A 21901-nucleotide genomic window follows, 5' to 3' on the forward strand; every position below is an offset into this window, starting at 1 on the left:
CCCGGCCCACCTACCGCCTTGAGCGGTGAGGTGAAGATCTGGCTGGGCAGGCCCAGATAAGGTGCCGCCAACAGCGGGGGCGCAAGGCACAGGGTCCACAGCCCCAGTCTGCACTGGCCCCGCACCAGAACCTCGCGCCGGATCGGCAGCACGGCCCCGGCCAGGATGAACAATGGAATAAGCGCCCAGCCCTTGGCCCAGCCGATCGAGGATTTTATAGTCTTGCTCAGCCCCAGCCCCCAATCCAGATGGCCGGCCCACAGTGCAAACAGCATCAACAGCATGCCGGCCATCCATAGCCAAGCCAGCGCCGGAACCGGCCCGGTGGCCCGCAGATCCGAACGGATCGCCGGCCCCAGATACAAGGCCAGCGCCGCCAACCCCGCCAAGGACCATCCCAGCACCGGCCCCACGACATAGAGCGCCCCGATGGCATAGAACGGCCATGTCCAGACCACCGCGCACCAGACAAGCCGCTCGGCCGGGTTCTGCGGCTCGGCCTGGGTCATGCCTTGTTCTCGCCTGTGTCTTTCAACAGCCGCGAGATCAGCGGGTTACGGACCCATGCCAGCGTCAGCCCGATCAGAAGCATCAACGTGGCGGCAATCCCGGCCGCGATCGACAGCTTCTTGTTGGGTGAAGACGGCCGGTCCGGCAGTGACGGATTTTCCAGCACCTGGATCAGCGGGTACGAGGCATAGACATCGGTCTTTTTAGATTCCGACCGGGCGATGGCCGAGGCAAAAACGGCTTCGGCCACGGCAAAATCCCTTTGACGGTCTTCAAGTTCGGCGGCCACCGGCGCCAGCGCGGACAGGCGCGAAGTTTCGGCCGCGACCTGTGCGGCGAGGGTTTTTACATGCTTCTCCTGCCCCGCGCGCAGGGCGTTTTCGCGGACAAGCTCGCTGAGCAACTGCGCGCGCTCTCCCTCGGGGGCGCGGTCCAGACCCGAAAGCTGCTCGACCGACAGGCCGGTCACCTCGGCCGCGCGTTGGACGGCAACCTTCCGTGCGCCTTCATATTCCTCCCGCGCTGTGCGATAGACCGGATGGCGCGGCCCGTAATTGGCATCGGCCTGCGCCAGCTTGGCCGCGCCGGCCGAGACATCCTTGAGCAGCGATATGTATTGCGCGTCGGCGTACAGCTTTAGCGTCACCGCAGCGGCATCCGGAGGCAGATCCAGCGCGACCTCAAGCGCCGCGACGCGCTCGGCCTGGCGGGCCAGCGTGCTTTCCTCGGCCCGCAGCGTTTGGCGCGCACGGTCAGTGGCGGCCACCTGCTCACGGTATTGGGCGGCAGAGAGCAGCCCACTCTGCCGCTGCAACTGCTCGATCGCAGCGCGGGTTTCACGAACCGAGCGCTGATAGTCTTCTATTGCGCCGCTGTTGCTGGCTTCGCGCGTGGCGATTTCGTCCGCGCGCAAGGCGTCGATCTCGGCAAAGAACGCAGCGACAAGGGCATCGCCGTGGCGTTGCGCGTCCCCCGGGCTGGCGGCCTCCATTTCGATATGGATCAGGCTGGTCTGGTCCACCAGGCGGATGCGCGGCTTGCCGAACGCATCGCGTTCCGCGCCGACGGCGCGCGCCGCCGCATCCAGGATGCGATCCGCAGACAGCAGGCGCTTGTAGGTTTCGGTGGGGCTGATCGACCCGTTGGCAAAGGCTGAATTGGCGTAGGACGAGGCCTGCCCGATATTGGCCAGATTGACCGAGGCCGACGCGCCCGATCCCGGCAGGATCAACGATGCGTGGGATGCGTATTTGACCGGCGCGGTTGCCAGATACCCGCTGATCGGGGCCCAGATGCAGCTGGACCCCAGAAGAAAAAGCGCAACATATCGCGGCAATCGTCCGGCATCGGTCAACCGCCCACCCTTGAGGACGCGCCGCCAACCCAGCGACCGGATGTCGCTGCGGCTTATACGCGCCCAGTCCCAGGAACGGTTGGGCGCAAGGGGCTGATGGTTGTCGGAAATCTGGTTCGGCATATCACATCCTCTCTCAAAGAAGTGATAGACCGGGACGGCATGGGCTGTCCGCTGAGCAATGGGTTAGACTGGGGCGGGTTGGGACAGGCCCCCTATCCGAAAGGATGGGCGTGGGTCAGAACAGGCCCGCCTCGCGCGCGGCCATTGCGGCCTGGGTCCGGTTGCTGACACCCACTTTGCGGTACAGCGTTTTCACATGCAGCTTGATCGTCGGCTCGGACAAGTCCAGATCGCGGGCGATCTCCTTGTTCGACTTGCCCTCGGTCAGACCCTTGAGGACCTGGCGCTCGCGCTCGGTCAGTTTTTTGGCCATCGGATGGGAGTCGTTCGGCTGCTCGGCGCTCATGAAACCGACGGGCAGATATTGCTCACCCATGGCCATGAAACGGATGGCGTTTACCAGCGACTTGGCCGGAAGGGTCTTGGGCACGAACCCGGCGGCCCCCAGTTCGAGCGCACGTTCGGCCAGACCGCGCGAGGCATCGCCGGTGAACAGCGCCACATGCCGCGCCCGATCCATGCCAATGCAGGTTTCCAGCCCGCTCAGCCCGTTCATGCCCGGCATGTTCAGATCCAGCAGAACCAGATCAAACGGACCCTCGGATTCGATCTTGGCCTTTGCGGTCGCAAAATCCGGCGCGGTGGTGGGTTCGATCCCGCCCGTGGCCTCGATGAACGCGACAAGCGTGTCCAGAACCAGATCGTGATCGTCGGCGATAAGAACTTTCATCAATGAACTCCATGTGCCTCCACCCAGACCTGAAAAGGTTAATAAAGCATTGATGATCGGCGGTGAAGCCTACCGAACGGACAGGCAGATACCCGATCGGATAGGAGCAACTGGCCGGATTTCCGGGCGGTGCCGCATCCGGGCCGTGCCGATCAGCCGATTTCTCCGCCAACTCTCCTGATGCTCGTCTGTACCGGTGCCGACACCGCGGACAGGTTTAGGGCAAGAGTTCAATTCATGTTCGGAGAGTTCCATGCACTTCCAAGCCGCAAACGCCCTTTTCGACGGCGCACACACCACGCCCGGCACCGCGCTGCCGATCACCGAAATCCTTGGGCAGCCGGTGGTGAATGCAGAATCCGGGCCGGTCATCAACACGCTTTTGGACGGTCACCGCCGAACCGTCTTTTTCCTGAATGCGCATTGCGCGAATGTCCGGGCAAAGAATGACCAATATCGAGCAGCCCTGACGCAAGCCGACCTCGTCCTGCCCGACGGGATCGGGGTCGAGCTTGCCGCCTCGATGCAGGGCGAACGCCTGGCCGAGAACCTGAACGGAACCGACTTTGTCCCGCGCCTGGTCCTGCGCGCGGCCAAGCTGGGCCAGTCGGTCTATCTGCTGGGCGGAACGCCCGGCACCGCACAGGCCGCAGCAGCGCGCCTGCAAGACATGGCGCCCGGCGTTAGGATTGCCGGTTCCCGCGACGGGTTTGGGGGCATCGAACGGGCGGACGTAGCCTTGGACGAGATCAACCAGTCCGGCGCAGATATCCTGCTGGTGGCGATGGGCGTTCCGCTGCAAGAACTGTGGATCACGCGGCACCGCGCACGGCTGAACCCAAACCTGGTGCTGGGTGTCGGCGCGTTGTTCGACTTTCTGGCGGGCAACGTCCGGCGGGCCCCCGGGATCGTGCGGCGGACCCGGATGGAATGGGCGTGGCGGCTGGCGATGGAGCCGCGCCGCATGGCCCGCCGCTATCTGATCGGAAATTTCGAGTTTCTGGGCCGGTGCGTCGCCCAGGCTCTCGGCGGGCTGACGCCCAGCCGTAGTCTTGACCTGACCGTTGCGCTGGCGGCCATGACGGTTCTGGCCCTTCCAATGCTGGCCATTGCCGCGCTTGTCCGGTTGGACAGCCGCGGCCCGGCCCTGTTCCGGCAGACGCGGGTGGGCAGGAACGGGGTTCCCTTCACCGTCTACAAGTTCCGCTCGATGACCACCGACGCCGAAGCACAACGGGCCAGCCTGCTGGCGCAGTCCGACCGCGCAGGCGTGTGCTTCAAGGCCCGTCACGATCCGCGTGTCACACGGGTGGGCAAGCTTCTGCGCCGCTTCTCGCTGGATGAGCTGCCGCAGATCCTCAACGTCCTCAAGGGCGACATGTCGATCGTCGGACCGCGCCCTGCCCTGCCTGAGGAGGTCGCCAAATACCCGCCGCGCGCGCTTGAACGCCTGGCCGTCCGCCCCGGGATCACCGGCCTGTGGCAGGTGTCGGGCCGGGCCGCCATCGACTTCGACCGGATGATTGACCTGGACACGGCCTATGTGCGGTCCCGCTCGGCCCTTCTGGATCTGATGCTGATTGCCATGACCGTGCGGGCCGTCGTGTCCGGCCGCGGCGCCTACTGAGAAAACCCAAGGAGAATTGATATGACCAAGATTCGCAAAGCCGTCTTTCCCGTCGCCGGACTGGGCACAAGGTTTCTGCCCGCGACCAAGACCGTGGCCAAGGAAATGCTGCCGCTGATCGACCGCCCGCTGATCCAATATGCCGTCGACGAGGCGCGCGCGGCCGGGATTGAAGAGTTCATCTTCATTACGTCGCCCGAAAAAACCGCGCTGGAGGCCTATTTTGGGCGGAATACGGCGCTTGAACGCAAGTTGAAGGATGGTGGTAAAACCGAGTTGTTGAACAACCTGCGCTGCGCCGATCTGGAGGATGGCAAATACTGCTTTGTCCGGCAGGACGCGCCCCGTGGATTGGGCCATGCTGTGTCGCTGGCGCGCGAATGTGTGGGCAACGAGCCGTTTGCCGTGATCCTACCCGATGACGTCATCAGCGCCCGACGCCCAGCCTTGGCACAGATGGTCCAAAGCTATTGTGACCAAAACGGCCACATGGTTGCGACCCAATCCGTGCCGTCCGACAGGATCGGGTCCTACGGGGTGGTCGATATCGCTCTGCAGGCCGGGCGTGTGCAGAGCCTGCGCGGCTTGGTTGAAAAGCCCAACCCCGAGCAGGCGCCGTCAAATTTCGGCATCGTCGGGCGGTATATCCTACAGCCGTCGATCTTTGGTCGTCTGGCCGGCCAGGCACCGGGTGCGGGAAATGAAATTCAGCTGACCGACGCCATCGCTGCGGATATCAAAACCGCTGGCTGCTCGGGCTATGCCTTCGCGGGTGAACGCTTCGACTGCGGCTCGGTCGCCGGGTATCTTGAGGCCACCGCGGTCTTTGCCCTGCAGCGGTCAGAGCTGCGCCAAGAGTTTGAGCGGATCATGGCGCAGCGCATGGGCCACCTGCGCCCGGCCGCATAACGAAGGGCACCTATCCGTTCGGATAGGTGCTTATCCCGATGCCCGTCTGTTGCCCTGCTAAGCTTTCTGATCTTGTGCAGCTGGACACTAGGAGAATGACATGCGGATTTTACTTGCAGCTCTGGCAATGGTTCTGACCTTGGGCCAGGCACAGGCTAAGGATCTGGCCGAACCCACCGGAGAGGTGGTTCTGACGATCACCGGCAACCTGACTCGGCCCGGAGCCGAGGACGGAGCGCGGTTCGACATGGACATGTTGAAAGCCCTGCCCGCGCGGACTTTTGCGACCTCGACGATCTGGACCGAAGGTGAGAACACCTTTGTCGGCGTGCCGTTGTCGGTCCTGCTGGAGGCTGTCGGTGCAGATGGCCGCATGATCCACGCCACGGCGATCAACGACTATGCGGTTGAAATCCCGATAGACTCAGTTACTGAAAGCGACCCGATCGTGGCTTATGAGATGGACGGCGCCGAGATGTCGCGCCGGCAGAAGGGCCCACTGTGGATCGTCTACCCCTATGACAGCGACCCGAAATACCAGACCGAGGTGACCTATTCGCGCAGCATTTGGCAACTCGATCGCCTCGAGGTCGTTAAATAGCTTGCAACCGGACCGAGTGCAGTAATGAGTAAAGCGCAGTGAACTATCGATGGGGCTCGGATTGAGCGGTACCGGCACGCACATTTTGCGACGCCGATGGGTCTTCGGGCTCATCGGCTTTGGCGTTTTGTTAGGTCTGGTCGCGGTAGCGTGGCTGTCGGCGCAGGTGTTTACAGATTTCAACGACCGGCGGGCGGCGCCTTCGGACAATGTCCAATGGACGCTGTCGCAGGTCGAGGTTGACTATCTGTCCTACCTGAACGCTCTGGAAACTGCGTCGGCGGCCCAGGACGCGGAACATGGCACATTGGATCTGGTGCGCCGGCGGTTCGACCTGTTCTACAGCCGTGTCGATACGCTGGCACAATCCCGTGTGTTTCAACCGTTGCGCCAGGATGACCGGTTCCGCTTGCCGTTGGAGCGGGTGACCCAGCACCTGAACGCCGCAATCCCGTTGATCGACGGGCCGGATGCGGAGCTGGCCGAACAACTGGACGATCTGAAACGCGCCGCCCTTGAGATCGGTCCGCATGTCCGCACGTTGGCCGTTTCGGGCATCTCGTATTTTGCCACCGAGTCGGACCAGCAGCGCACCCAGACCGCCGCAAATCTTCTGCGATTGGCGATTCTGTCGGGAGCCTTGCTTCTGACCTTGGGTGCCGTCAGCGCCTATCTTCTGGTGGTCAACCAGCGCGCCACGCGCCGCGGCAGGGCGCTGCGGCAGGCGAATGAACGGATGAACACGATCCTCTCCACCTCGTTGGACGCGGTGATCGTGGTAAATTCCAAGGGCGACGTGATCGAGTTCAACCCAGCTGCCGAGGCAATATTCGGCTATACGGCAGATCAGGCACGGGGTCGCGCGATTGGTGACCTGATCGTGCCGCCGCATCTGCGCGCGGCTCATCATGCCGGCATGGAACGTATGCAGGCTGGTGGAGAACGGCATGTCGTCGGTAAGGGGCGGGTCCAGTTGGAGGCGATGCGCGCGGATGGCGAGCAGTTCCAGGTCGAACTGGCGCTGCAATCGGCCCGGGCGGGTGATCAGGAAATCATCATTGGCTTTGTCCGTGACATCTCGCAGCGGGTGGCGGCGCAGCAGGAACTGATCCATGCCCGCGACCAAGCCCTGGCCGGTGAAAAGGCCAAGGCCGATTTCCTGACCGTGATGAGCCACGAAATCCGCACGCCGCTGAACGGGCTGCTGGGCAACCTCACGCTGTTGAAGAACACCCGCACCACCCGCGAACAGGCGCGGTTCGTCGAGAACATGGAAATCTCGGGCCAGATCCTCCTGAGCCACGTCGACTCCGTTCTGGACATCGCCCGGTTCGAGGCCGGGAAACTGTCGGTCGCGTTGCAGCCCACCGACCTGAACGACATCCTGCAAGAGATTGTGGACGGTCAAAGCGGCAACGCCGCATCGCGGGGGAACTCTATCTCTTGGCAATGGGTGGGCGAGGCGCGCCCCTGCGTCGCCGCCGATGCCCAAAGGTTGCGGCAGATTCTTCTGAACCTTGTCGGCAATGCCATCAAGTTCACCGAAAACGGCCGGATTTCGATCGAGGTCGAAGTGACCGAGCCTGTCCCCTCTGCGGGGGTCAACATCTTTGAATTCCGCATCATCGACACGGGCAACGGTATTGGCTCGGATGAGGTCGACGTGATCTTTGATGATTTCCACACCAGTGATCCAACCATCGGTCGAGCCACCGGGGGCAGCGGTCTGGGACTGGGCATCGCACGTCGGTTTGCTCAGGCCATGGGCGGAGAGATCGGCGTCGAAAGCACGCCCGGCGAGGGCAGCGTGTTCTGGGTTCGCCTGCCGCTGCAGGACGCGGAATTGGACGCCAACGTTGACAGCGACCAGCCAGAGGTTCAGCACGCCCAGCCGTTGGACGTGCTGGTGGTCGAGGACAACGAGATCAACCGAGAGGTGATCTGCAACATGCTGAAACTGGACGGCCACCGGGTGACGGTTGCCCAGAACGGTCAACTGGGCGTGGACGCGGCGGCAGCGCATCGATTCGACGTGATCCTGATGGATATCAGCATGCCGGTCATGGACGGCCCGACTGCGACGCGCCACATCCGCAGCGGGGGAGGGCCTTCGGCGGACATACCGATCATTGCAGTTTCGGCCAACGTGCTGCCTGATGCGGTCGACGAGTTTAGCTCTGCCGGGATGACGGCCTTTGTCGGCAAGCCGATTGCCCTGGATGCCTTGCGCAAGGCCCTGAGGGCGGTCACCGAACCCGACGCTTTGATCCAGCCCGAGGACGAAGCGGATCACATCGGCGATCTGCGCGCCAGCCTTGGCGCCGACGTGTTTGATAAGCTGCTTGCCAAATACCTGTCCGAAGGGGATGCCATCGTCGCGCAACTTGCCCAGTTGGAGGCCGGTGAAGCCGATCTGCACCAGGTCGCGCAGGAGTGTCACAGGCTGGCGGGAAGCGCGGCGACCTTTGGTGCGATTGGGTTCCGTGATGCGCTGATTGCAGTCGAGATGGCCGCAAAATCCGCAGACCGTCAGCAAGTCACTGACCTGTTGTGCGGTCTGCCCACAGTATGGGAGCGGGCAAAAGCTGCGCTGCCCGCCCCCGGTGCGGTCAAGGGCTGAGCAGAACCGCGGCCCCGACGATGCCCAGCGACCGGGCGATTTCGGTAACTCCGGTGACCTTGCTGTCGTAACAGGCAACGGCATCACCCGGCAGAACATAGGGATCGTAGTCGTCGCGGTCTCCGCGACGCAGCAGCTTTTCGATATTGCGCTCGATCACGACCGAGGATCCGGTCACGGGGTTGCGCGTGAACAGCACTGCGCTGCGGTTAGCGTTTGTCGTCTTCGACCCGCCGACGCAGTTGCTGTCGACCACGGCTTGCAGGAACCGGGTGCCATACGGCACCTCGCGCACGTCGCGCGCGATGGCGGACTGGGCGTTGCCCGCGGCCGGTTGGGTCAGGTTCGACATGTAAAGCGTCACGCCGGGCGGGCTGATCGGGCTGGGGCGCATCAGCGCGTCCTGGAAGCACCCGCGACTGTTGACCACGATCTGGTCGCCGGTCAGCAGCATGATGTCGGTCGGGTCCGATCCTTCGAACACGCCGCGCAGATCCATGCGATAGATGCGCCCCTGACGGTGCAGCTCGACCGCCGAAAGATCGGCATCCGGCCGCACCCCGCCCGCGGCCCGCAGTGCCACCGACAGGTTGCGCCCTTCGGTCGAGGCCCCCAGCGCGCCCTGGCGCCGACGGTCGAGGGAATCGCCCGGAACACCGCCGATCTCGACCGAGTGCGGCTCGAACACCGCGCCGCGCACACCCACGGTCACCGAGGCAAAATCGCTGACCCTCACGGTTACGCGGGGTTCGGCGTCATAGAACTGGGCCGCAACCAGAACGCGGGCCACCTCTTGTTCGACCTGCTCGGTGGTGCGGCCCTGGGCGCGCACGGGTGGCAGGTAGGGCAGCTTGAGGTCTCCGTCACGCGAAACGACATAAGCGTCGCTCAGCAGATCATCCCCTTCGATGGTGATCTGAACCATGTCGTTGCGCGAGAGTTTCTCGCCCAACAAGGGGCTGAGCGCTGGTTGAGACCATTTCGCATAGGCACGTGCGCCCTGGTCGCCGGCCTGCGGCATGCAGGTCTGGCCGTTCATCGCGGCGGCTTGCAACAATGGCGTGTCGCCCCGCCGACGTCCGGGTTCGCGGTATTGCGCCTGATAGCTTTCGCCGCGTGATACGGCTTCGATGTTGCGGGGGGTCTGCATGCTGCTGCACCCCAGCAGGGTCGAGGCGCTGACCGCCGTAATAAGGAAAGTCTTGAAATTCATGGTCATTTTCATCTCCTGATCTTTCACAGAAGATAAACCCCGCCGCGCGGCCTGCGTCAGTCCGGCATCGGGATGACGGCTTGTCCCATTCGGATAGGTCCCTCTCCGAACGGTCCTCTGCCCCGTCCGACCGCGTCCGGGACACAGACCTTGGCCACCCGTAAAACGGAACCAACAACTGTTTTTCGGGATCACGGCGTCATGACGCACAGCTTTGCACATTCCGGTTTTCTGCGGCACCTGTTGGCTTATACCGCCTCCGAAGTGGCGGCCAAGGCGTCGCGGCTGGTCGTCGTGGTGGCCGTTGCCCGTACCCTGAGCCCCGAAGCGATCGGTCTGGCCGCAGCGGCTCTGGCGGCGGGCGACATCCTCAAGGCGCTGACCGAGAACGGGGTGAACCAGCGTATCATTCAGGCCCCGCCCGAGGAGCTGGCGCAGCGGTGCAACACGGCGCACCGCATCTTCTGGGTCTGGTGCGCGGGGCTGTGCCTGCTGCAACTGGCTGTCGCGGCGGCGCTGTTCGCCATGGGCCACACGATGCTGGCGATGCTGTTGGCGGTGCTGGCCGGGGAATACCTGTTCATGCCGGCGGGCCTGGTTCAGGCCGCACTGGCAATGCGCGAGGGCAAGCTGCAGCAGACCGCCGCGATCGCCGGCGGGCAAGTCGTGGGGGCCAATGCCCTGACGGCGCTGCTTGCGGTAGTCTGGGCCTCGCCTCTGGCATTGGTTCTGCCGCGCCTGCTGACTGCACCTGTCTGGCTGGTGCTGATGCGCCGCCTGCGTCGGTGGTCGCCTGATCGTCGGGCCGGGTTTGCAGCCTTGAAACCTTTCGCGGTCTACGGCTGGGCCGTTCTGGGCGTCGAACTGGTCAAGGTTCTGCGCCTGCAGGCAGACAAGCTGGTGGTGGGCGCAATGATGGGCGCCGAGGCACTTGGCATTTATTTCATGGCCTTCAATGCGGGCCTTGGGCTGGCCACTTCGTTCACGCAAGCCTTCTCGGTCGTTCTGTTCCCGCATCTGTGCGCGGCCGAGGACAAGCACGGGGCGCTGCGTCACGGGCTGGGCCTGTCGCTGCTGATCCTGACGCCGCTGGTTTTGCTGCAGGCGGCACTGGCCCCGGTCTATGTGCCGCTGCTGCTGGGACAGGGCTGGGCCGAAATCGCCCCGGTGGTATCGGTTCTGTGCCTTGCGGCCCTGCCGACGGTGATCTGGTCGGCTGTCGCCGGGTGGCTGCGGTCGGAAAACCGCCCCGTCACCGAATTGCGGGTCAGCACGGTTCTGGCCGTGGGCCTGATCGCCAACACGGCCCTGATGGCGCCGCTCGGCCTGATGCCCGTCGCCGTCGGGTACGTCTGCACCTGCAGCGCCATCATGCTGGCCGCTTCCTGGGCGCTGCTGCCGCGGGGTTCTACAATCACTCAGGAGGCGCGCGCCCAATGACCCGGTTTTCCATCATCGTTCCCTTCCACAATGACGCAGCAACCATTGCCGCCACCCTGAATAGCCTGCTGGGGCAGAGCTTTGCGGATTTCGAACTCATCTGCGTGGGCGACAAGGCCTCGCGCCAGACGACCGAAGTTGTCCGGCAATTTTGCGCGCGCGACGCCCGGATGCGGGTTGAGGCCAACCCCAATCGCGGCCCCAGCTCTGCGCGCAACCATGGTGCGGCAGTGGCCACCGGCGACATCCTCGCGTTCTGCGACGCGGATGACCTGTGGGTCACCGACAAGCTGGCCCAATTGGACCGGTTGTTTGCAGATACCAGCATTGATGCGGCCTTTGGCCAGATCGGGTTCTTTTCCGAAACCCCCGGCGATTGTCCGACGCGCTCAACGGTTCCCACCGATCCCCTGACCATTCCAGACCTGCTGGCGGAAAATGCGGTGTGCACGATGTCGAACCTTGCAGTGCGCCGCCAGGTGTTCGCTGCTGTCGGCGGACTGAACCCGGCTGCGGTCCACAACGAGGATCTCGAGCTGCTGATCCGCTTGGCAGGCGAAGGCCACGTGATCATCGGCGTCGATCGCCTGCAGGTCTGGTACCGGACCAGCGGCAGCGGTCTGTCTTCGGACCTCGAGGCGATGCGGGCCGGGCGCGCAAGGGCGGTTGCAACGGCGGCCCGCTATGGCGTTTCACCATCGCCTGCATCTGAGGCGATTTACATGCGGTATCTGGCCCGCCGCGCGCTGCGTCTGGGGGCAGAACCGTCGATGGCCCGCGCCTATGCCCGCGCCGGTCTGGCGCTGAGTGCGCGCAGCTTTCTCAACCCCATTCGGCGCGGTGTGCCCACTGCACTTGGCGCGGCACTGGCCCCCGCCCTGCCCCGCCCGATCCGTCAGGCGCTGTTTGCCCGCTGATCCCAACCAGGAGACCCAAAATGCCCCAGACATCCATTATCGTTCCCGCCTACAACACCGCCGCGACCCTCGCCGAGACTCTGGCCTCGCTGCTGTCGCAGACCCATGACGATTTCGAGATCATCATCGTGGATGACGGTTCGCAAGACGAAACCCGGGCCATTGCCCGCGCCCATGCGACCGACCCAAAAGTGCGGGTGATCCGGCAGGAAAACCGTGGCTTGGCCGGGGCGCGCAATACCGGCATTGCGGCCGCGCGGGGAGAGTTCGTTGGCTTCTGCGACGCCGACGACTTGTGGCTGCCCGAAAAGCTGGCCACCCATGTGCGCCACCTGCAGGCCGAACCCGACCTTGCGATCAGCTATTCCGGCAGTGCCATGATTGACGAGGGTGGTCGGCTGATGCGCGTCCGCCAGTCGCCGCGCCTGCGGGACGTAACGGCGGCACATGTCCTGAAACGCAACCCGATCGGCAATGGATCGGCAGCGGTGATGCGCAAATCCGCCTTGCTCGATCTGGCCTACCGTCCGGCGTTCGAGTCCAAGCGCGACTGGGTCTTTGACGAAACCTTCCGCCAGTCCGAGGACATCGAATGCTGGCTGCGGCTGGTGCTGACGACGGATTGGCAAATCGCAGGCGTACCTGGGTTGCTGACCCGCTACCGGATCCACGCGACCGGCCTGTCGGCGGCTTTGGACCGGCAGTTGCAGGCGTGGGAGCGGATGGTCGACAAGCTGCGTCCGCTGAACCCCGAATTCTTTGCCCGGCACGAGGCGGCGGCGCGCGCCTATCAGCTGCGCTATCTTGCGCGCCGGGCGGTCAGCAATCTGGATCCGCACAAGGCTTGGGAGCTTGCGCAGCGGTCGGTTTCAACCAGCGCCCGGCCCCTGATCGAAGAACCCGCCAAAACGTTGACCACCATCATCGCAGCCGCAGCCCTGCGCGCGGTCGGGCCAGCGCCTGTTGTTCAAGCCGGTCGCCTCATGCGCCGCCAGACTTCCATCTGAACCGAGGTTTCCAAATGTCCAAGATCACCGTTCTTCACCTTGTTGATGACACCACGGCCGGCGGAGTCATGCGTATGCTCGACCATCTTGCGCAGCTGCCCGAACTGGCCGGCGAAGTCCACCAAGAGGTTCGCCCGGTCAAGCGGACCGCCTTCAGCTGGGGCAGTTTCGACGCCAATGTCATCGTGTGCCACATCGCCCCCGGCTGGCGCTGCCTGCCGGCCTTCTCGGCCTTGCGGGCGATGCATCCCACCACGCGGCTGGTGCATGTCGAGCACAGCTATACCCGGTCTTTCACCGCCTTGAACGTGCCGCACAAGCGGCGGTTCTTTGCGATGCTGCGCGTGACCTATTCGTTGTTCGATCAGGTCATCGCCGTCAGCAAGGCGCAGGCCGGTTGGATGGCTGAACGGCGGTTGACCCCCGCATCCAAGCTGAGGGTGATTTCGCCCCAGGTTGACCTAAGCGCGGTTGCCCGCGCAGCCGGGCCGGTCGAGGTGGCCCGGGTCATCGGTGCGATCGGACGGCTCGAGCCGCAGAAAGGCTTCGATCTTCTGATCGAAGGGTTTCGTATGTGCCCCAACCCCGACGCGCGGCTTGTGATCTTTGGTGAGGGCAGCCAGCGCGACCGCCTTGTGGCCTTGGCCGCAGGCGACCAGCGGATCGAGTTTCGTGGCCACGCCGACGACCCAACCGAAGCCTATCGGACCGTGGACGTGGTGGCGATGCCCTCGCGGTGGGAGGCCTATGGGCTGGTGGCGGATGAGGCGCGCGCGGCGCGGCGTCCGGTCATCGTCAGCATGGTCGACGGTCTGCGAGACCGGATCGGGGCAAGCGGTGTGATTCCGTGCGGATCCGATCCCAAGGCGTGGCGCAAATCGATCGAGGCAGTTCTGGCGGGTACGCCTCCGGTGGTTCCCGCCCTTGCGCCTAAGGCAGATAAATCCCGCTATGCTCAGCGGTGGCAACAGGTGTTCGATCCGGCCAAACGGTTGTGAGGGCGGCGTGGCCACGGCTACGGCAAGGCGCGCCAAAAGAACCAACGGCAATGTCCGGGCGGGCTTTGCGTGGGCGTGTTGGTCAGGCGACCAAAGGGCTCGAATCCCGAAGCCTCATAGAACCGCGCGGCGGCCGGGTTGGATGTGTCCAGCCATGCAGAATGACACCCGATCTGGCGCGCCTCGGCGAAGGCTTGGTCTATCAACTGCCGGCCCAAACCGCGGCGTTGGTGGGACGGATCGATCCATAAGGTCTTGATCAGCAGCCACCCATAGGAGGCTGCGCCATGCAGGCCGCCCACCCGTTTGGAGCCGTCCTGCGCAATCAGCGTGACGCTGTCATTGACCCCTTGCGGCGCGGTTGTCCGCAATTCCGCAAGAAGGGCTTGCTCTACCCAGTCCTCCTGCCCGGGGGCGGAAACAATGGACGGGCCCACCATCGGTCAGGCCCATGCCCGTTGGGTGGGGACCGGTGGCGCGCCGCTCATGCCGGGGTGGTTTCCGCGTTCAGGATCTCGATCACCATTGCGGCTGTCCAGGTAAAGCTGCTGCCGCCGCAGGGTTCGGCGGTGACCGGGTCGTAATACTCGGCAAAGCCGCTTTGTTCGATCAGGCGCAGGCTGTCGTCGACGATCCGCTGCACGATCCGGCTCTGGCCCGCGCGTTTCAGCCCATCGGCGATCATGTAGTTCACGATCAGCCAGACCGGGCCTCGCCAGTACCTCAGACCGTCGAACTCCGGGGCCGCCGGGTCGTGGCTGGGCACCAGAAACGGGACTGCGGCACCGATGGCGTCCAACCGCTGGGCGATGGCCTGCGCGCGGTGCTCGGGGACGGGGCAGAACGCCGCCAACAAGCCGCCGATCGAAGGGCTGTCAATCAGCTCCCCGGTGACACGGTCAAAGCACAGATATTGCCCGCGGGTCTCACTCCACAGGGCGTCCATCGCCGCGATGCCCGCTTGCGCGTAGGCGCACGAAGCGCTTGCGATCTCGGCCTCGCCCAGGTCGTCGGCCAGCGCCGCCAAGTCCAGGCACGAGCGGATCAGGATCGCGTTGAATCCCGGATCAACAACCCGGAACGGCGAGGCGTCATGCAGCTTGGAATTATCCCAGCCAAGGTCGCGGAAATGTTGTACCAGCCAGATATAGCGGCGGTATTCTTCATCAGTCGGCCTGTGCGCCGGGTTGGCGTGGGCCACATCACGACGCTGGAACGGGGCCACGCCCTCGGTCGGGACCCGGGCCAGCGCCGCGTCCCAATCGACCGAATTGTCGCGCCCCGATTCCCACGGGTGGATGATGGCGACCAGTCCGGTGCCCTGCGGGTCGCGGTTCGTGTAGAACCATTGGTGCCAGGCATGAATCTTGGGCAGTAGGGCGCGGGCCTGCGCATCGGCCAGCGCCCGGTTCTTCGCCCGCGCATGGATCCGCCGCACGGCGAACCCAGCCACCGCCGGTTGCGTGATGCCCGAGGTGGGAACCGCGTGGCCCGTGGCCCAGACGTCCGGCCCCGGGAAATAGCCGTCATTCATCTCGTGAAAGATGATGTGCGGCACCATGCCGTCATCCCACTGATGCCGGAACAAGGTCTCGATCTCGCGCCAGGCGCGGGCTTCGTCGAAATGCGAGAACCCAAGGGCGCTGAGCGCGCTGTCCCAGTTCCACTGGAACGGATAGAGGCCGTGGGTGGGCACCGTGTAGTCGCCCCGGTCATTACGGGCCAGAACGGCGCGGGCCTGTTCGATCAGATCCTGTTTCATTTCGCGCTCCTCAGGCTACGGCCAGGGTTGTTTCGGGGTCGAACCAGCGCACCCGGTCTGGCTGCGGGGCCAAGGTCAGGGTGTCGCCGCGGCGGACTTTCAGATCGCTGTCCAGAACCGCGCGGAACAGGGCGCCGTCCACGCTGCAGGTGACCAGAAGGTGCGCGCCCAGGGGCTCGACCACCTTGACTGTGGCGGCAAGGCCCGTGTCGGCCGGGCGCAGATCCTCGGGGCGGATGGCGAAATGCAGCGGCGTGGTCCGGGACGGCCCGTCGAGGATCTGGCCCGCGACTGTCCATTTACCGTCTCCGGTCGGAGTGGCGGGCAAGAAGTTCATCGGCGGATTGCCGATGAACCCGGCCACGAACTCGGCCGCCGGGTTGCGGTAGACCTCGATCGGCGAGGCCGCCTGAACGATCTTGCCCTGATGCATCACGCTGATCCGGTCGGCCATGCTCATGGCTTCGACCTGGTCGTGGGTGACGTAGATGGCGGTGGTGTTGCTTTCGGCAAGAACGCCCTTGAGCTCGGCCCGCATCTCCATCCGCAGCAGCGCGTCTAGGTTCGACAGGGGCTCGTCCATCAGGATCACGTCGGGCTCCATCGCCAGGGCGCGGGCCACGGCGACGCGCTGGCGCTGACCGCCGGACAGCTCGCCGGAATAGCGCCCCAGCAGCTGGTCGATATGCATCAGGCCCGCAGTGCGCTCGACCCGGCGCTTGACCTCGTCATTGGGCAGTTTCTGCATCCGCAAGCCGAACCCGATGTTTTCGAACACGGTCAGGTGCGGGAATACGGCATAGTTCTGGAACACCATGGCGATGCCCCGATCCTTGGGCGGCAGGTGATCCACCCGGCGCCCGCCGATCCAGACCTCGCCCTCGGTCGCGGTCTCCAGCCCGGCGATGATCCGCAGCAGCGTGGTCTTGCCGCAGCCCGAGGCCCCCAGCAGAACCATGAATTCCTGGTCCCGGATGGTCAGGTTGATGTCGTGCAGCGCCTGATAGCTGCCAAAGCGTTTCGCGACATTCTTGATTTGAATTTCTGCCATTATTCCAACTCCTTGGGGCTGTCAGCGGTTGGCGATGCCCCACATGGCGAACAGGTATTTGCGCACGGCGAAGATGAAGATCAGCGCCGGCACGACCAGGATGAAACCGCCCGCGAATTTCAGATGCAGCGGCGAGGTGTCGAGGTTCTGCAGCAAAAAGGCCGTCAGGGTCCGGTTCTCGATCGTCAGGACGGCGGCGGCAAACACCTCGTTCCACGAGATCACGAAGGCGAAGATGGCCGAGGCCGTGATCCCCGGCAGGATCAGCGGCAGCACCACCTTGGTGAAGGCGGTCAGCCGGGTGCAACCCAGCGTCCAAGCGGCCTCTTCCAGTTCCAGCGGGATGCCGGAAAACAGCGAAAAGGTGATCAGCACCGCAAATGGGAGCGCCAGCGTGGTGTGCACAAGGGACAGGCCGAATACCGTGTCATCCAGCCCGGTCTGGATGAACATCACCGCCAAGGGCAGTGCCAGCAGCGGCAGCGGAAAGGCGCGGGTCAGCAGGATCAGCAGGCGGAACGCCTCTTTCCCGCGAAAGTCGAACCGCGACAGGGCATAGCCTGCCGGCGCGCCGATCAGGATCGACATGATCATCGTCAGCCCGGCCACCAGGATCGAGTTTTTGAGCGCGGTCAGGATGCCCGCGAAGCCTGCAAAGAACCCCAGGCTCCCCAGGTCGAATTCGGGGATGAAGGGCTTGGGAAAGCTGTTCACCGTTTCCGGCGAGGACAGCGTGTTGATCAGCAGGAAATATAGCGGCACCAGCACCCAGGCGCACAGCAGCACCACCGCGGCGATGTAGACATAGCGTCCGGCCCGGCGCGTATCGGGCGCGGAGACATCGGTCGTGACGGTCGTCATATCGTGGCTCCTTTCGGGACACGCAGGGCGCGCAGGATGATCAGGGTGAACCCGATCGAGATGGCGAGGATGATCAGCGCCATCGCCGCCGCCGCGCCGCTGTCAAGCAGGTCGAACTGATAGGCGTAGGTTTCGCTCATGAGGACGGGGAACAGGGTTCCCCCCAGGGCCAGCACCACGGCGAACACCTCGAAGGCCAGGATCACGCGCAGCACCAGTGCCGTCTGCAACGACGGACGCAGCAGCGGCAGGGTGATGCGGGTGAAGCGTTTCCAGGGTGAGGCGCCAAAGACCTCTGCCGCCTCGTAATATTCCTTGGGGATCAGGCCGATCCCGGCCACCAGGATCACCAGCATGATCGCGGTGGCGCGCCAGATCTCGGCCAGGGCTATGGCCAGGAACACCACGCCAGGGTGCTGATAACTGAGGAAATTCACCGGCCGGTCTACCACGCCCAGCCCAGCAAGCATGGAGTTCAAAAAACCCGACTGTTCGAAGATTGCCAGCCAGATGATGCCCGCAGCCAGATCCGAGATACCCAGCGGGATGGTCCACACATACAGCACCAGATCGCGCCCGCGCTGCATCTTGTTGACCATGGTGGCCATCAGCAACGCCAGCGCCAGTTGCACTGGAACCACCGCCGCCGCCAGCAGCAGCGTGTTCTGCAACGAGATCGGGAATTTCCAGTACCCGACCACCTGCCGGAAATTGTCCAGCGTGAATCCGTCCCCGGTGTCGAAGGCCTGTTTTGCGACCAGAACGAAAGGATACAGGAAGAACAGACACAGAAACGCCGTCACGGGCAGGATCAGCACATAGGGCAACACACGAGCGTTCATCTGATCGCTCCTTTCCTTGCGGAAGTTCCGGTGGTTTCGGGCAGAGAGTTCGGGGGACACCGGGCCCGCGTCAAGCCCGGTGTCGGGATCAGGTCAGACCCTTATTCGACGGGGCATGGACCGTCCGAAGGTGCATCCGGAGCCCAGCAGGGCGCGCCGGTTTCCTGCATGATCGCCTCCAGCGCGCCTTTCTGATCGTCCAGCACGGTGCGGATGTCCTGACCCGCCAGCACGATCCGCTCGAACGCATCGGTATAGACACGGTTGAAGTCACCGCCCTTGTCGCCCAGTCCCGCGGGCAGCAGACCGGGGTTGGCATCGGCCGAGCCGCTCATCTTGGCGACCGCGTCGCCTGCGGCCTTGACGGCCGGCGGCAGGTCCGCGGGCAGGTCAACCGCGACGACCGGGAAGAAGTTGGTGGCACGCAGCGTGGCGATCTGGGTTTCCGGCTTCATCATGTAGGCGACCAGAGCTTTGGACGCTTTCATGTCCGGTGCGGTTTTGGGGATCGCAACCCCAGCCAGAACCGGCATGAAGCCGCGCCCGGTCGGGCCCGCCGGGGCCGGGAAGGCCACGAAGTCATCAGGCCGCTCGTTGAAGGCCTGCGCCAGACGCGAGGTGTGGTCGAACACGATCCAGGCATCGCCCGAAAGCAGCTGTTCCTGCATGAACGAGAAATTGGTCGAGGCCGGGTTGGTATGTGCCCACAGCTCGCGGAATTTTTCCCACGCGGTTACGGCTTCATCGCTGGCAAAGGTCCGCACCACGCCGTTCGTATAGGACGGGTACAGATAACCCTGGAAGAAGCGGTGCTTCAGGCCCTTGGGTCCGGCCGGAAAGCCGAATTTCGGCTCGCCCGCAGCCTCATGCGCGTTGGCGGCCCATTCGATCAACTGGTCATAGGTCAGCGCATTGATGTCGGCACCTTCGGGCAGGTACTGCAGCGCCTCCTTGTTGGCCGCCATGATATAGCTGGCCTGCATCCAGGGGATGTATTGCAGGCTGTTAGTACCCAGCTTGGCCAGTTCGTTGAACGTGTCCGAGGCCGAAGCGATACCCAGATCATCCAGGTCGACCAGATCAGCGGGGTTCATCGCCGAGAAATCACCATGCAGCGCGCCCAGCACGCCGATGGTACCCGAGCCGGCCTGCAATTCGGCCTGCAGACGCGTCAGCCAGGGGCCGCCGTCATTGGGCTGGTAGTCCACGCCACCCTCGAAGCCTGAAAGAACCTGTTCGCGCATGGCCTGCGCCTCTTCGACCGGCTTGGCCTGCGTCGACCAGAACAGAACCTCGGCCTGCGCCACGTTTGTGGCCAGGGCCAGAACAAGGCCGGATGCGGCACCGACCAGCTTGGATTGAATTGACATGGACTCCTCCCAGAGTTTCGATTGGGCCTTTCGCCCGTTCTGCCTGGTGGGGTCGGTTTGCTGTGCGTGTCGAGCAGCGACTCACCCCAAGCGATGCGGCCAGCATGGTATAACGATATATCTTACGTCAACGAATTTTTGCCAATCGGTTGGCCCGATGTTTTGAAGTTCGCAGGAATTGCACGTTGCAATACCCATGTGGGTTGGGCATTTTGATGATGCAACGATATACCAGAAGTCCGAGAAATGCCCGCCAAACCCACCCTCGCCAGTGTCGCCAAAGCCGCCGGAGTTTCGATTCCGACGGTCAGTCAGGTGATGCGCGGAACCGGGCGGATTTCCGAGCAGACCCGGAAAAAGGTGCTGCAGGCGGCAGAGGCCTTGCACTATGTCACGGACTCGCGCGCGGCGTCGATGCGGTCGGGCGAGAACCGGGAAATCGGGTTTGTTCTGAACCAGTTCGCAAACCCGTTCAACGCCGAAGTCGTCAGCGGTGCGGTCGAGCTGCTGGAGGCCGAGGGGTATCTGGTTTCTATCCTGGATACACGCGACGACGCGGACCGGCAGGGCAGGCAACTGCGGGATTTCATCCGCAACGGGCGCGGCGGCCTGCTGTGGGTACCTGCGCTGGAAACCAGCGCGCACACGCTAGACCTGCTGCGCACCCATCGGGTTCCCACCGTGACCTTTCTGCGTCACATCAGCCCCGATTTCGACCATGTCGGCATCCGCAATGCTGAGGCGACCGAAACGGCCACGCATCATCTGGCCGACCTGGGCCACAGGCACATCGCGTTTTTCGGCGGCACCGGCATGAACCCGGTCCGCAAGGACCGGATCGCCGGGTATCGACGCGCCGTTCAGGCCAGATCGCTGGCCGCGCCTGTCATCTGGCCCTCGCCCGATACCAAGCGCGCGGGGATGGAGCAGATGCTGAAGCTGCGCGACGCCCATCCCGAGGTGACCGCCATCGTCTGCAACGGCGACATGGTCGCCCTGGGTGCCTGTTACGGGTTGATGCGCGCCGGCCTGGAGCCCGGGCGCGACGTGTCGATCATCGGATTTGACGATACCGAGGATGCCTCGGTCGCGATCCCGGCCCTCAGCACCATGGCGGTTTCGCCCAAAAAGCTGGGCCGCAGACTGGCACGAACCTTGCTGGACCGGATCAATGATCCGGACATGCCTGCCACCGTTTCCGAGGTCTCGGCCCGCTTCATCGCCCGCGAAACCACCGGGCCGGTCGCCTAGAAGCATTAGACCGATCCGAACGGGAACACTTCCCGGCTTTGAACTGCGGCAATGATCGAGACATCCGCAGCCTTCAGGTCGCCTTACACCAGATCCCGAGGGGTTTTGCCGGCAAAGAAAGCGTCCAGGTTGTCGAGAGCACGAAACCCCATCGCATCGCGCGTCGTGGTCGTGGCGCTGCCGATATGCGGGAGCATGAAGATGTTTTCGTACGGCGCAAAACCCGGGTTTCCGCCCGGTTCGGTTGCAAAGCAATCAAGTCCGGCCGCCGCCAGCTTGCCGCTTTTGATCGCGTTCAGCAGGGCATCCTCATCCACCAGCGCGCCGCGCGCCGAATTCACAAGCACGGCGCCATCCGGCAAAGCGGCAACCCGCTCGGCGTTCATCAGGTTCGTGGTGTCCGGCGTCGCGGGGCAATGCAAGGACAGGAAATCCGCAACAGGTAGCAAGCTGTCGAGACTGGCATGATAGATTGCGCCCTGCTCCAGGTCCGGTGACAAGCGCGTGCGGTTGAAATAGTGGATTTGCATGTCGAATCCGCGGGCCTTGGCTGCAAAAGCCCGCCCAACGCGCCCCATACCGATGATCCCCAGGCGGGCCCCGGTCACCTGTTTGCCCACCATGAACGACGGGCTCCAGTTGTTCCATCCGCCGCTGCGCACCAACCGGTCCCCCTCGACCGCACGGCGGGCAGCCCCAAGCATCAACAGCATCG

Annotated in this window: 19 protein-coding genes and 1 pseudogene; 9 read left to right on the forward strand and 11 right to left on the reverse strand. The window is 64.0% G+C overall.

Annotated features, from left to right (window positions below):
* From AC2FM3_RS15875 to AC2FM3_RS15885, 3 genes and pseudogenes are all read right to left on the reverse strand, one after another.
* Positions 1 to 509: pseudogene (locus AC2FM3_RS15875) on the reverse strand (O-antigen ligase domain-containing protein); the annotation flags it as partial.
* On the reverse strand, positions 506 to 1987 hold the full coding sequence (locus AC2FM3_RS15880) for a GumC family protein (RefSeq protein WP_496683671.1): 1482 nt from the start codon (positions 1985 to 1987) through the stop codon (positions 506 to 508). The gene AC2FM3_RS15880 and the pseudogene AC2FM3_RS15875, both read right to left, overlap by 4 nt.
* Positions 1988 to 2102: 115 nt before the next feature.
* The gene (locus AC2FM3_RS15885) at positions 2103 to 2717 is read right to left on the reverse strand and encodes a response regulator transcription factor (protein WP_496683674.1); all 615 of its coding nucleotides are present in this window, start codon (positions 2715 to 2717) and stop codon (positions 2103 to 2105) included.
* Positions 2718 to 2970: 253 nt separating this feature from the next.
* Between AC2FM3_RS15885 and AC2FM3_RS15890 the strand changes: the two genes are divergently transcribed.
* From AC2FM3_RS15890 to AC2FM3_RS15905, 4 genes are all read left to right on the forward strand, one after another.
* Positions 2971 to 4344, forward strand: a complete 1374-nt coding sequence (locus tag AC2FM3_RS15890) for a WecB/TagA/CpsF family glycosyltransferase (RefSeq protein WP_496683677.1) — start codon at positions 2971 to 2973, stop codon at positions 4342 to 4344.
* Between the two features lie 21 nt (positions 4345 to 4365).
* Positions 4366 to 5253: a UTP--glucose-1-phosphate uridylyltransferase gene (locus tag AC2FM3_RS15895; RefSeq protein ID WP_496683680.1), complete on the forward strand. Its 888-nt coding sequence runs from the start codon at positions 4366 to 4368 to the stop codon at positions 5251 to 5253.
* Positions 5254 to 5353: 100 nt separating this feature from the next.
* Positions 5354 to 5854: a putative pterin-binding protein gene (locus tag AC2FM3_RS15900; RefSeq protein ID WP_496683683.1), complete on the forward strand. Its 501-nt coding sequence runs from the start codon at positions 5354 to 5356 to the stop codon at positions 5852 to 5854.
* Positions 5855 to 5915: 61 nt separating this feature from the next.
* The gene (locus AC2FM3_RS15905; RefSeq protein ID WP_496683686.1) at positions 5916 to 8474 is read left to right on the forward strand and encodes a hybrid sensor histidine kinase/response regulator; all 2559 of its coding nucleotides are present in this window, start codon (positions 5916 to 5918) and stop codon (positions 8472 to 8474) included.
* Here AC2FM3_RS15905 and AC2FM3_RS15910 read toward each other — a convergent pair.
* Positions 8464 to 9693 (reverse strand): polysaccharide biosynthesis/export family protein, encoded by a 1230-nt coding sequence (locus AC2FM3_RS15910; protein ID WP_496683689.1) that lies wholly within the window; start codon positions 9691 to 9693, stop codon positions 8464 to 8466. The genes AC2FM3_RS15905 and AC2FM3_RS15910 overlap by 11 nt on opposite strands.
* 195 nt (positions 9694 to 9888) lie before the next feature.
* Here AC2FM3_RS15910 and AC2FM3_RS15915 point away from each other — a divergent pair, with 195 nt between their 5' ends.
* From AC2FM3_RS15915 to AC2FM3_RS15930, 4 genes are read left to right on the forward strand one after another with little or no spacing between them, the layout of a single operon-like run.
* Positions 9889 to 11127 (forward strand): oligosaccharide flippase family protein, encoded by a 1239-nt coding sequence (locus tag AC2FM3_RS15915; RefSeq protein ID WP_496683691.1) that lies wholly within the window; start codon positions 9889 to 9891, stop codon positions 11125 to 11127.
* Positions 11124 to 12044, forward strand: a complete 921-nt coding sequence (locus AC2FM3_RS15920) for a glycosyltransferase family 2 protein (protein ID WP_496683693.1) — start codon at positions 11124 to 11126, stop codon at positions 12042 to 12044. Before AC2FM3_RS15915 ends, AC2FM3_RS15920 begins: the two co-directional genes overlap by 4 nt.
* A gap of 20 nt (positions 12045 to 12064) precedes the next feature.
* Positions 12065 to 13051 carry a glycosyltransferase family 2 protein gene (locus AC2FM3_RS15925; protein WP_496683696.1) on the forward strand — a complete coding sequence of 329 codons (987 nt, stop codon included), beginning with the start codon at positions 12065 to 12067 and terminating at the stop codon, positions 13049 to 13051.
* A gap of 14 nt (positions 13052 to 13065) precedes the next feature.
* Complete coding sequence (locus tag AC2FM3_RS15930) at positions 13066 to 14049, forward strand: glycosyltransferase family 4 protein (protein WP_496683699.1); 984 nt, start codon at positions 13066 to 13068, stop codon at positions 14047 to 14049.
* A gap of 17 nt (positions 14050 to 14066) precedes the next feature.
* Here the strand turns inward: AC2FM3_RS15930 and AC2FM3_RS15935 are convergent, their stop codons facing one another.
* The 6 genes from AC2FM3_RS15935 to AC2FM3_RS15960 all read right to left on the reverse strand — a co-directional run bounded on the left by AC2FM3_RS15935 (position 14067) and on the right by AC2FM3_RS15960 (position 19935).
* Positions 14067 to 14420, reverse strand: coding sequence for a GNAT family N-acetyltransferase (locus tag AC2FM3_RS15935; RefSeq protein ID WP_496683702.1), 354 nt, complete (start codon positions 14418 to 14420; stop codon positions 14067 to 14069).
* Between the two features lie 113 nt (positions 14421 to 14533).
* The gene (locus AC2FM3_RS15940) at positions 14534 to 15811 is read right to left on the reverse strand and encodes an amylo-alpha-1,6-glucosidase (RefSeq protein WP_496683705.1); all 1278 of its coding nucleotides are present in this window, start codon (positions 15809 to 15811) and stop codon (positions 14534 to 14536) included.
* A 10-nt stretch (positions 15812 to 15821) separates the two neighbouring features.
* Positions 15822 to 16862 (reverse strand): ABC transporter ATP-binding protein, encoded by a 1041-nt coding sequence (locus AC2FM3_RS15945; RefSeq protein ID WP_496683707.1) that lies wholly within the window; start codon positions 16860 to 16862, stop codon positions 15822 to 15824.
* A gap of 21 nt (positions 16863 to 16883) precedes the next feature.
* Positions 16884 to 17723 (reverse strand): carbohydrate ABC transporter permease, encoded by an 840-nt coding sequence (locus AC2FM3_RS15950; RefSeq protein WP_496683710.1) that lies wholly within the window; start codon positions 17721 to 17723, stop codon positions 16884 to 16886.
* The gene (locus tag AC2FM3_RS15955) at positions 17720 to 18565 is read right to left on the reverse strand and encodes a carbohydrate ABC transporter permease (RefSeq protein WP_496683713.1); all 846 of its coding nucleotides are present in this window, start codon (positions 18563 to 18565) and stop codon (positions 17720 to 17722) included. The genes AC2FM3_RS15950 and AC2FM3_RS15955 overlap by 4 nt, the downstream gene beginning before the upstream one ends.
* Positions 18566 to 18666: 101 nt before the next feature.
* Positions 18667 to 19935 carry an ABC transporter substrate-binding protein gene (locus AC2FM3_RS15960; protein WP_496683716.1) on the reverse strand — a complete coding sequence of 423 codons (1269 nt, stop codon included), beginning with the start codon at positions 19933 to 19935 and terminating at the stop codon, positions 18667 to 18669.
* 246 nt (positions 19936 to 20181) lie between these two features.
* Here AC2FM3_RS15960 and AC2FM3_RS15965 point away from each other — a divergent pair, with 246 nt between their 5' ends.
* Positions 20182 to 21186 (forward strand): LacI family DNA-binding transcriptional regulator, encoded by a 1005-nt coding sequence (locus AC2FM3_RS15965; protein ID WP_496683719.1) that lies wholly within the window; start codon positions 20182 to 20184, stop codon positions 21184 to 21186.
* A gap of 83 nt (positions 21187 to 21269) precedes the next feature.
* On the opposite strand, the gene AC2FM3_RS15970 is transcribed toward AC2FM3_RS15965, so the two are convergent.
* On the reverse strand, positions 21270 to 21901 hold a 632-nt coding region (locus tag AC2FM3_RS15970; protein ID WP_496683721.1), incomplete at its 5' end, for an NAD(P)-dependent oxidoreductase.

This window comes from Ruegeria sp. BHSB172 (assembly GCF_059613165.1).

Coding starts and splice junctions, on each gene's coding strand:
- AC2FM3_RS15890 (WP_496683677.1), top strand. CDS start 2,971: ATGCACTTCCAAGCCGCAAACGCCCTTTTCGACGGCGCACACACCACG.
- AC2FM3_RS15920 (WP_496683693.1), top strand. CDS start 11,124: ATGACCCGGTTTTCCATCATCGTTCCCTTCCACAATGACGCAGCAACC.
- AC2FM3_RS15950 (WP_496683710.1), bottom strand. CDS start 17,723: ATGACGACCGTCACGACCGATGTCTCCGCGCCCGATACGCGCCGGGCC.
- AC2FM3_RS15945 (WP_496683707.1), bottom strand. CDS start 16,862: ATGGCAGAAATTCAAATCAAGAATGTCGCGAAACGCTTTGGCAGCTAT.
- AC2FM3_RS15925 (WP_496683696.1), top strand. CDS start 12,065: ATGCCCCAGACATCCATTATCGTTCCCGCCTACAACACCGCCGCGACC.
- AC2FM3_RS15910 (WP_496683689.1), bottom strand. CDS start 9,693: ATGACCATGAATTTCAAGACTTTCCTTATTACGGCGGTCAGCGCCTCG.
- AC2FM3_RS15960 (WP_496683716.1), bottom strand. CDS start 19,935: ATGTCAATTCAATCCAAGCTGGTCGGTGCCGCATCCGGCCTTGTTCTG.
- AC2FM3_RS15965 (WP_496683719.1), top strand. CDS start 20,182: ATGCCCGCCAAACCCACCCTCGCCAGTGTCGCCAAAGCCGCCGGAGTT.
- AC2FM3_RS15900 (WP_496683683.1), top strand. CDS start 5,354: ATGCGGATTTTACTTGCAGCTCTGGCAATGGTTCTGACCTTGGGCCAG.
- AC2FM3_RS15895 (WP_496683680.1), top strand. CDS start 4,366: ATGACCAAGATTCGCAAAGCCGTCTTTCCCGTCGCCGGACTGGGCACA.
- AC2FM3_RS15940 (WP_496683705.1), bottom strand. CDS start 15,811: ATGAAACAGGATCTGATCGAACAGGCCCGCGCCGTTCTGGCCCGTAAT.
- AC2FM3_RS15915 (WP_496683691.1), top strand. CDS start 9,889: ATGACGCACAGCTTTGCACATTCCGGTTTTCTGCGGCACCTGTTGGCT.
- AC2FM3_RS15880 (WP_496683671.1), bottom strand. CDS start 1,987: ATGCCGAACCAGATTTCCGACAACCATCAGCCCCTTGCGCCCAACCGT.
- AC2FM3_RS15885 (WP_496683674.1), bottom strand. CDS start 2,717: ATGAAAGTTCTTATCGCCGACGATCACGATCTGGTTCTGGACACGCTT.
- AC2FM3_RS15930 (WP_496683699.1), top strand. CDS start 13,066: ATGTCCAAGATCACCGTTCTTCACCTTGTTGATGACACCACGGCCGGC.
- AC2FM3_RS15955 (WP_496683713.1), bottom strand. CDS start 18,565: ATGAACGCTCGTGTGTTGCCCTATGTGCTGATCCTGCCCGTGACGGCG.